The organism is Microbulbifer epialgicus (genome assembly GCF_041447265.1).
Lineage (GTDB): Bacteria > Pseudomonadota > Gammaproteobacteria > Pseudomonadales > Cellvibrionaceae > Microbulbifer > Microbulbifer epialgicus.
The window spans coordinates 54,253-62,406 of the sequence record NZ_JBGMEK010000027.1; the positions used below are offsets into that span (position 1 = coordinate 54,253).

The following is an 8,154-nucleotide window of genomic DNA, read 5'->3' on the forward strand; positions in this document are numbered from 1 at the left end:
ATAGATCAAAGCATTGTTGCGACTATACTTCGATAGTAATAGTTGAAACTGGGAAGAGGTTCAGAAAGAAAAAACTCGTAAACTGAATATGATCTGACAAAGCAGCCTCGAAAACCGGTAACTGTCAGATCAAGCCTAAACTACTGCATAGTATGTAATTTTTCGAGAAAACGTATATCTCGATTAACAGTATTATTCTCAATTCTAGGATGAGAAACCAACTCCAAAGACTGTATATTTGAACTGACATAGCGATGTTCGCAATCGCCAAAATTAATATCCACGTCTGCCGTTTTAAGGCTTACCACATATCGTTTGTAGACAGCGGCCAGCTGTCGTGATCTCTGCCATGGACAAAAACCCAGGTTGACCTGATATCTACAGTGCACTTTCTGCTTAAAACCGACCATCCTTAACCCAGTGATAAAAGGCTGTGGACTGCGAATGTCAATGTTTTTTTCAACGGCAACGCTTAGCATTGCGGAAAATGCTTCAGGTATCAAATAAGCAATATGTTGATGACAATCAATATGTGCTGGCGGCCTGCGAAACAGCCGCATGAATTTTTCTAACTGCGCAAGAATTTCCAGCCTCCAGATACCATAACTTACAGACTCCCCCATTGTGAAGATCCTACTGGCATCGAAGAGCTTCATGTCGGAAGTCTGGGGGGTTGTTGCGTTCAGAGCCACCCCCTCAGTCAAGTTGATATGCAGTCCAACGGATACCGGGTAAACAATCAGCTTAGCGATATAACTTTCCAGTTCCTGCTTCCGTGGCGACGCATTGACACAAACACTAACTGAATCGATCAGTTGTTTATCAAGGCAGTAAAGGATGCCATCCGTCGCACCTTCATCCAACGCAAAATCATCGGCAGTTATCACACTTTTATAGTCCATACTTGCCCGGCGCAATAATTCCATTGGGATCAAACTGGCGCTTGATCGCTGTGACTGCTGACAAATACTGCGGATGATAACCGCCGAATACTGGCGATTGAAACACACTTAAGCGTTGTGGCAGGTAACCCTGTCTGTTTAAGGCTTCAAAGGTATCGAGCATCACAGACTTTGCCTGTTCTACCCTCCCCATGTCATCAGTTGAGTAGGTAAGGTTAATAACCACCTCCAGATTAAAATGCTCAATAAAATTAAAGGTGATAAAGGGTGTAAACCCCTGAGGCTCAAATCGCTGATTGACAATAGTAATCAGTGTATCGACATCCGCACCGGTAAAGGGGATTACCGGCACAAGAAAAAACGTACCTACATTCGAGGCAGACAGATCTTTTGGATCCAGCAATTGTTGCTGCTCATAACCAAGACTGTATAGCGCATCATCACTGGGTATTCCCTGGGCATGCTCAAATACCCCCCGGGTAGCACAGGTGATCACATCTCGCGAAGCCCGGATCGACTCGGCATCAGCAAAATGTACATTGGCCACTGGGGCTAGGGTCTCAGTAATAACAGTTTTGTAGCTATCAACCAAACGTGCATCTAGGTTCAGTGAACTGGTCGCGCTAAATTGACAAAACCTGTCCAGATCGGACTGACTGATATCCTGAATCCCTTTTTGTTCATAACGGGCAATCAGTGGGGCAACCACCGACATTCTTCTCGCCGGGTTGGCAATATGCAGATTATCCGGAAGAAGATTTCGATAACGAAGATCTGCAAGAGTATCGACCCATTGTGCCAGCGGTACTGTCGTTTTTTTTTCAATACTGGCCACCTGAACGGGCCCGGCAATCGGCGTGAGTTTCAGTGTTATTTCCACGACAATACCAAATGCCGATTGGAAAAACAGACCTTTCAGATCTGGACCAAGGGCATAGGCATAACTGTTCCAAGACGGTTCCCCCAGCCCTCCAGGTCCACCACACTGCAACGTATCGCCGTTGCCCAGTATCACTTGCATAGCTATCACTTCGTTTACCCGACAACCATAGTGGGCTACACCTCGCTCTAACGCATTGCCCACTACCGAGGAGTCTTCACTGGAGCCGGTCACATTAAGCCTATAACGGGCACCTTGATGCACCAGATAATCGGCAAGCTGCTTTTGTGATACACCGGCGCCAATCGTTACTGTACCAGCCTCGTCGTTATAATCACGGATATGGTCGATATCTTTCAAGTCCACAATTAGATTATTCTGCTCAACTGGCAAGCGACAACCCAGCCCATAATTCTTTCCGCGCGATAGCGGGTACAATGGCATACTATAGTGATTGGCAAATTCAATAATCTTCTGAACAGACGCAATATCCGCGGGCATTACACAACCGGTGATAGCCCGGGCATCCCGGTAGATATTTGCCGGTGCCCCCTGCTCGCGATAATCTATACAGCGAGAGGTGCCTACAATGAGGCCAAGCTGATGAATAAGGTCCACTTGCTCCACTATCATGCTCCGCGCTCCTCACTACAGGATTTAGAATCTGCATTCTGTAAACACAGCGTAATATCATTGAGTACCGTGGCTGGGCCATCCCCTTGCTGATAAAGCCATTTTAGCCGATCGATATTATTGTGAACCGGATCGGTCGGATCAAAAATGCAGGCCAGACAATGCTCCAACCATTGCCGGGAGAAATCAGCCGGCGCGATGGAAAATCCAGCCTTACTATTATTGAGTAATTCGCCCTGAATAGGCTGATCATTTGTCAACGGAATTAGAATCTGTGGCACGCCAAAATAAAGCGCCTCAGAAAAAGAGTTGGCACCGCCATGGTGAATAAACACCGAGGTCTGCGGCAACAATGCCGGCAGAGGAAGATATTCCATCGCCACAACATGGTTCGGCAACAGTTTTTTATTGTGAGCAAATTGCGGGGAGCTGATTAAAATCTGACGTTGGTAGCGCTGCGCAACGGTGAAGATAATTTCACAGATATCCGGATAGTCATAGGGGTCCAATACGCTGCCGAAGCTTACTACCACTGGGTGCCCCTTTATTTCAAACTGATTATTCAACTCACACAGATCAGTATGACAATCCCCCCGGTTGTCCGACACAGGCAAGGGCCCCGCTAGTGTCAAAGGAAAATTAGCGGTTGGGTGCGATGACAGAGCTTCAGGAGCAAAAACATAATTCCCAGAGGCCGATAACATTTCGAGATAGTGGAAATTCGCCGTCAGGCCATTGAGCGTTAAAAACTGCTGCATCGAATTAGTAATTCTGTTTTGCACCTGTCGATAAGACTGTAGCAGACGATCCTGCGCCAGCAGTTTCAGCCCGGCACAATAGCCAAATGCTGGGATACCCGCTACCTGCGCCGCCAACGGCACACCGTAGACCAGCAGATCGTAGAGTACGGCATCTGGGTTAAATTGTGTCAACAGCTCTATCAGGCCATTAAACTGGTACTTTAATGGATCAATCAGAAACGATTGATAAGCCAGATGATTGGTTTGTGAATTTTGTGTCAGCTCTGCCAAACTGCTACGGGATTTAAGCACGCCCTCCGGCAGTAACGGGGGCTTTATCCAGTCGATACCCGCTCTATCCAATTGCCGTTGATCCTGCGGCCCAAAGGTACCAGGCACCGGCAACATAGCCACTTGCCAACCCCTGCACTGCGCCTCCAGCGCCAATTCAATTGCCGGGTGCAAGTGCCCCTTGGAGCCCGATTGACTCACCTGTAACGAGCTGATCAACAGTTTCATTTTATTGGCTCCAACTCGGTCATAAATGCTTTGTGGCCTGCCAGGGCATTGTTAAAAAAATGCTGCTCCGCCACTGATTCCGGATAACAAGGTGAAAAAGACATTGCCTGAGTACACAGGCGGCCTCCGACAAATGCATTGGTATGATCGTCAAGCCCTGATACTAAACAGCTGGATTGCCCGGCAATAGCCCGTAAAGTATTGTCAATAGCCTGCGCCCCACTGAGCACTGGCGGTCGACAACCGATAAACTCACTACTGATGGTATCTTCAAGTTGCTCGCTCAATCGATGCAACACGCTGACTTCATCCGGTGTATCGATCTGGTGGCGTAGCGCGATCATATCCGCTGTGCGATAAAATTTGGGAACCGGTCCCAGGTAGTGAAGACCCAATAATTCATCAGTGGGGCTATCTTTCAGATTATAGGTCGCCATAATACGTCGATAACGGGCCAGATCCACATCGAGCCCCAACGCATAGATATGCGGATTTTGGGTCCGGCGATAAATATACTCGGCGGTTACCTCACTGGGATTGGTCAGCACAAAGATAGGGCCTTTGCCAAGGTATCCCTGCTTCAACAGGTGCTCAGTAATTTTAAGGTTTTCTTTAGTAACCTCTCGCCTTGAGCGCTCCCTGCAATGCTTTAGCAGCTCGCCCTCATCGGTAGAACAACAATAAAAAGTGATTGAATTGGATAATGATTGAATACGCTGCAGACTTTGTTGGGAGTTACCCAATAACTCAGAACGACCCAAAATAGTTATATGATAAGACTGTTGGTAATCAGGATACCGCTGAACAAAAGTGGTAACAACATCGCCCGCACCGATAAAAATCAGATTATTCATTTATCAAAAACCTGAAGCTATCGACAAAAAAGCAATCGCTAGGAGGAGCTTAACTAAATTCTTGCACAAACGCGGATCTTTATAGCCGTGCATTTGATGATATGTTACATACATTACGAATCATCCTTACTAAAAAGAGGGGGAAGGAAAGAATACACTGCGCTCGGGAGCGGACGAGGCATGGATGCCGATTATGAGCTTACAGGGAGTATTCACAGCGCGTCTCGAGTGCAGTGTATTCTTTCCTTCTGACCCAGTAGTAACTCATTTTTTAATCTTATCGACTCTTCTTTCGGAACAATGAGAACATAATCCCAAATACACGATCCTATAGCAACTTATGATTTTTTTTCAAATAACCACCACTCTGCACAAAATATTGTGCGGGCATTGAACTTGTCCATATGCTGAAAGAGGTGGCTTCAGGTCATAAAAATACCAATAGCTATGAAAGGTCATGTGATCAGATAAAACAATGCATTGCCGAAAGAACGCCTCGAATGAAAAAGCGCGCCTTGTTGTGGTCAAGTCCAGCCGGACACCTCTTTAATCACATTTCCCAAATTCGATGGGGGCTACATCCCCCAGCGTTGTATGTATTCTGCGTGAGTTTTAAAAAGTGTTCAGTCGGTGCTTGCCCCAACAATTTCCCCTAGGGCTCATTGTGCACTCCATTCCATGCTGCTTCAATAGAGCTTGGTAGGCATGGCTGGCATACTGACTACTCCGATCGAAGTGATGTAGAAGGCCTTTTGGTGGTGTACGCAAATTGACAGCCATCATCAACCCACGACTTACCAAAGCCGCTTCCATCTAGCGATCTAGATGCCAGCCAACAATCCGGCGCGAATAGAGATCAATCACGACTGCCAAGTACAACCAGCCCTACAAAGTTCAGATGTACGTAATATCAGTAGTCCAAACGTGATTTTATACACTAAAAGGAAAAACGCTCATTGTTATGCTGAATGCAAAGCGTACTTCACTCAATATGATATCCGCGATTACAAATCAAGGAACAGTACGTTTTCAAATTTACGAAGGAAGTATGAATGCCGATAGGCTGATTGACTTTCTTAAGCGATTGATCAAAACAGCGGGCCGTAAAGTTTACCTCATTCTGGACAATCTTAGGGTACATCATGCACGATTTGTTAAAGCTTGGCTGGCAGCGCACGAAGATGAGATAAAAATCTATTATTTACCATCATTTACACCTGAACTGAATCCAGATGAATATTTGAATTGCAACCTTAAAGAGGGGGTTCACAATGGTATACAAGCCCGATCCGAGTAGAAGCTGAAAAGCAAAGTGTTTCTCACATGAGAGTGTTACAAAAGAAGCCTACGCGTGTAGCACGCTTACTTCCGACAGGAATCAATTAGGTACACAGTATAGCCAAACTATTTGTCCGCCGGGTTAATAGCTAGGTCATGTTCAGCGCGAATATCATTTTCAGGAATATTTAATGAGTCTTTAGGGAAGAAATCAATAATGTCGACTAGACCGACATTAGCCAACTCCTAAAAAATAAATTCATCAGTTATTATCCATATCCAGCCCTTGGAAAAACCAGGGTACGCTTGGAGCTCTAAGTACAGTCCACTTAATTCGGGCTATGATACCTAACTGTAGGAAATGAAATTCCTCAGTAATTTACAATTAGTGAACTGCCTCCCGGAGTTTTCTTTATTCGCTTAGCAGGCTTGCGGATATATTTCGCTTACCCATAATACTTCCTTTCAAGTTATTTCCAAGGAAAGTAGTGCTACGTCATGCGCAAACCATGCCAGTGAGTCTGCATTATTCACCGCTTCCATCTCACCAATTTGTTGCATGGTTTTAGCCGCTGGATTTTCTCCACGAAGTTGTTTTAGTGCCTGTTCTGCAACACGCGCACATGCTTTAGCTTCTCTATCTTCATCATTTTTCAGATCACCGTTCAGATAAATGTCCTTCCATACACTACAGTCCCTGATGGCTTGATCTAATTTAGCCAAAATGCTTCCATCATCCTTGAAATACTCATGATCCACTGTTTCCGCGAATTTATGTGTTGCCTCGTGTATCAAAGTGACAATGCAGTATGCCCTACCTTTTGGCCAAATTTTATTAAAATTCAAGTGAATGGGGTAATAGAGAGGTTTCTCAAAGCCTCCCCCATTGAGTTGTCCCCCCAAAAACGTTGAGATCCAGCCGTTTTTCTGATCCCATTTCGTTTTCCTTATCTTATATGCTTTTTTAGCATAGTTGGGCACACTTTCTAAAAAGTCCTGCCACACAAAACCCGCCATACGTTCCGTGGGGTCTCCCTGACAAAATGCCCACGAGACATAAGTCGAAGCTTTTGCCAAGTAAGGCATCTGTTCCCTGTCCGCAAGATCCACCCCATTAGACAGACCCGACTTAGTTCTATTTAACCGGCTAAGTATCGCATTTAAACAAGCCCTGTATCTTTCCCGTGAACAACCTGAGGGAAGACCGAAGTAGTAAGAAATCAAATTATGAAATCTATCTGAAACATTATCAGGAGTAACGAGGGCTGTGGTGCACGTTTGTATCGCCAGATCCAAAATTTCCTGCGCGTCATCCAGCCAACTTCCACATGATGTTTTCACTTTCGTTTTAAACTGGGGCAGTACACTATCATTGACCAACACATTAAAATCCACCCCATACCTGATGCTGCGACTGACTAAATTTGTCATAATGATTTTCCTACAATCCTTTATTTTTAATTAATAATTGCAATTCATTCACGCAGCGATTAGATCATCTCGCTGCCCCATAAATAATATATTCGGCTTTATTCAACCCCAGCTTGCTCTTGGTCGACTGTTTAATTTATTCATAACAAATTAACCTTGATAAGCAATGGCGATGTATAGCTTAACCGCCAATCAAAACTGTCGGACATCCGATTACGATCTTGCCTCCATGACCTGTCGTATGCCCCATGCGAGCAGCAGGCTTTTTTTGCAGCAATACGGTAGTGCTGCCCATAGCGACGGTATCTGGAGGTCCCACACAGGTACAGACACTGCCGACTGTAGCTGAGGGCATGCCACCAATAATAACGGTTGGTGCTCCGGGGTTTAAAATTGGCCCGCCCACATGGGGCACGGTGCCTGTCACCATTGGACAGACATGCATGTCCGTAATACGCGAAGCCGGCTTGCCCATTATTTAGTCCTCTATCCTTCCATTGCCGCCACGTGCCAGGTCCAGCCCTTGACTCATATATCGCGCGAACCTTTTACCGGGATCCACTGGATCAGATAAAACTGCAGCGAGAGTGACACTGCCGGCGACGGCGTGTGCATAAAGATGCTCTGGCGGTTCAACCACAGGCTCGCCTTCAGCCGCCAGGCTTCCATGACACCAGCTCGCTGCTGTAGCAGCCCAGCTCGCGGGGGTTTTGTGCTTGGTTTTATCGCCCAGGGTTTTGCACGTTAACCGAGTCTCTTCGCTGGGCTTTTTGGCCCAGCTTTCCGCAGCTACTAATGCATTTACATTGTCTTCATCAGTTTCTGGGCTTTGAATATCCCGAGCTGCGAGACAGGCCCACCATACAGCTTCCCGTTTGGGGAGACCATGTGCCAGAAGTTTAATTGCATCGGGGTAA

At 46.0% G+C, this 8,154-nt stretch carries 8 protein-coding genes and 1 pseudogene; 1 reads left to right on the top strand and 8 read right to left on the bottom strand.

What is annotated here, in order from left to right:
• Positions 1-140: 140 nt before the first annotated feature.
• From ACCI49_RS13115 to ACCI49_RS13135, 5 genes are all read right to left on the bottom strand, one after another.
• Positions 141-902: a ChbG/HpnK family deacetylase gene (locus ACCI49_RS13115; RefSeq protein ID WP_371839465.1), complete on the bottom strand. Its 762-nt coding sequence runs from the start codon at positions 900-902 to the stop codon at positions 141-143.
• Positions 892-2,415, bottom strand: coding sequence for an FAD-binding oxidoreductase (locus ACCI49_RS13120; protein ID WP_371839466.1), 1,524 nt, complete (start codon positions 2,413-2,415; stop codon positions 892-894). Before ACCI49_RS13120 ends, ACCI49_RS13115 begins: the two co-directional genes overlap by 11 nt.
• Positions 2,412-3,674 (bottom strand): glycosyltransferase, encoded by a 1,263-nt coding sequence (locus ACCI49_RS13125; protein ID WP_371839467.1) that lies wholly within the window; start codon positions 3,672-3,674, stop codon positions 2,412-2,414. Before ACCI49_RS13125 ends, ACCI49_RS13120 begins: the two co-directional genes overlap by 4 nt.
• Positions 3,671-4,528 (bottom strand): hypothetical protein, encoded by an 858-nt coding sequence (locus ACCI49_RS13130; protein WP_371839468.1) that lies wholly within the window; start codon positions 4,526-4,528, stop codon positions 3,671-3,673. The genes ACCI49_RS13125 and ACCI49_RS13130 overlap by 4 nt, the downstream gene beginning before the upstream one ends.
• Positions 4,529-5,140: 612 nt before the next feature.
• Positions 5,141-5,341 (bottom strand): DDE-type integrase/transposase/recombinase, encoded by a 201-nt coding sequence (locus ACCI49_RS13135; RefSeq protein ID WP_371839469.1) that lies wholly within the window; start codon positions 5,339-5,341, stop codon positions 5,141-5,143.
• Positions 5,342-5,471: 130 nt separating this feature from the next.
• Here ACCI49_RS13135 and ACCI49_RS13140 point away from each other — a divergent pair.
• Positions 5,472-5,825, top strand: a pseudogene (locus ACCI49_RS13140) (IS630 family transposase); the annotation flags it as partial.
• A 446-nt stretch (positions 5,826-6,271) separates the two neighbouring features.
• Here the strand turns inward: ACCI49_RS13140 and ACCI49_RS13145 are convergent.
• The 3 genes from ACCI49_RS13145 to ACCI49_RS13155 form a co-directional block, all read right to left on the bottom strand.
• Entirely contained in the window at positions 6,272-7,237 is a 966-nt protein-coding gene (locus tag ACCI49_RS13145; protein WP_371839470.1) for a hypothetical protein, read from the bottom strand.
• Between the two features lie 181 nt (positions 7,238-7,418).
• Entirely contained in the window at positions 7,419-7,712 is a 294-nt protein-coding gene (locus tag ACCI49_RS13150) for a PAAR domain-containing protein (protein WP_371839471.1), read from the bottom strand.
• Positions 7,713-7,715: 3 nt separating this feature from the next.
• The coding region (locus tag ACCI49_RS13155) for a DUF6931 family protein (protein ID WP_371839472.1) at positions 7,716-8,154 on the bottom strand (439 nt) is incomplete at its 5' end.

Coding starts and splice junctions, on each gene's coding strand:
- ACCI49_RS13145 (WP_371839470.1), bottom strand. CDS start 7,237: ATGACAAATTTAGTCAGTCGCAGCATCAGGTATGGGGTGGATTTTAAT.
- ACCI49_RS13135 (WP_371839469.1), bottom strand. CDS start 5,341: ATGGAAGCGGCTTTGGTAAGTCGTGGGTTGATGATGGCTGTCAATTTG.
- ACCI49_RS13120 (WP_371839466.1), bottom strand. CDS start 2,415: ATGATAGTGGAGCAAGTGGACCTTATTCATCAGCTTGGCCTCATTGTA.
- ACCI49_RS13150 (WP_371839471.1), bottom strand. CDS start 7,712: ATGGGCAAGCCGGCTTCGCGTATTACGGACATGCATGTCTGTCCAATG.
- ACCI49_RS13115 (WP_371839465.1), bottom strand. CDS start 902: ATGGACTATAAAAGTGTGATAACTGCCGATGATTTTGCGTTGGATGAA.
- ACCI49_RS13130 (WP_371839468.1), bottom strand. CDS start 4,528: ATGAATAATCTGATTTTTATCGGTGCGGGCGATGTTGTTACCACTTTT.
- ACCI49_RS13125 (WP_371839467.1), bottom strand. CDS start 3,674: ATGAAACTGTTGATCAGCTCGTTACAGGTGAGTCAATCGGGCTCCAAG.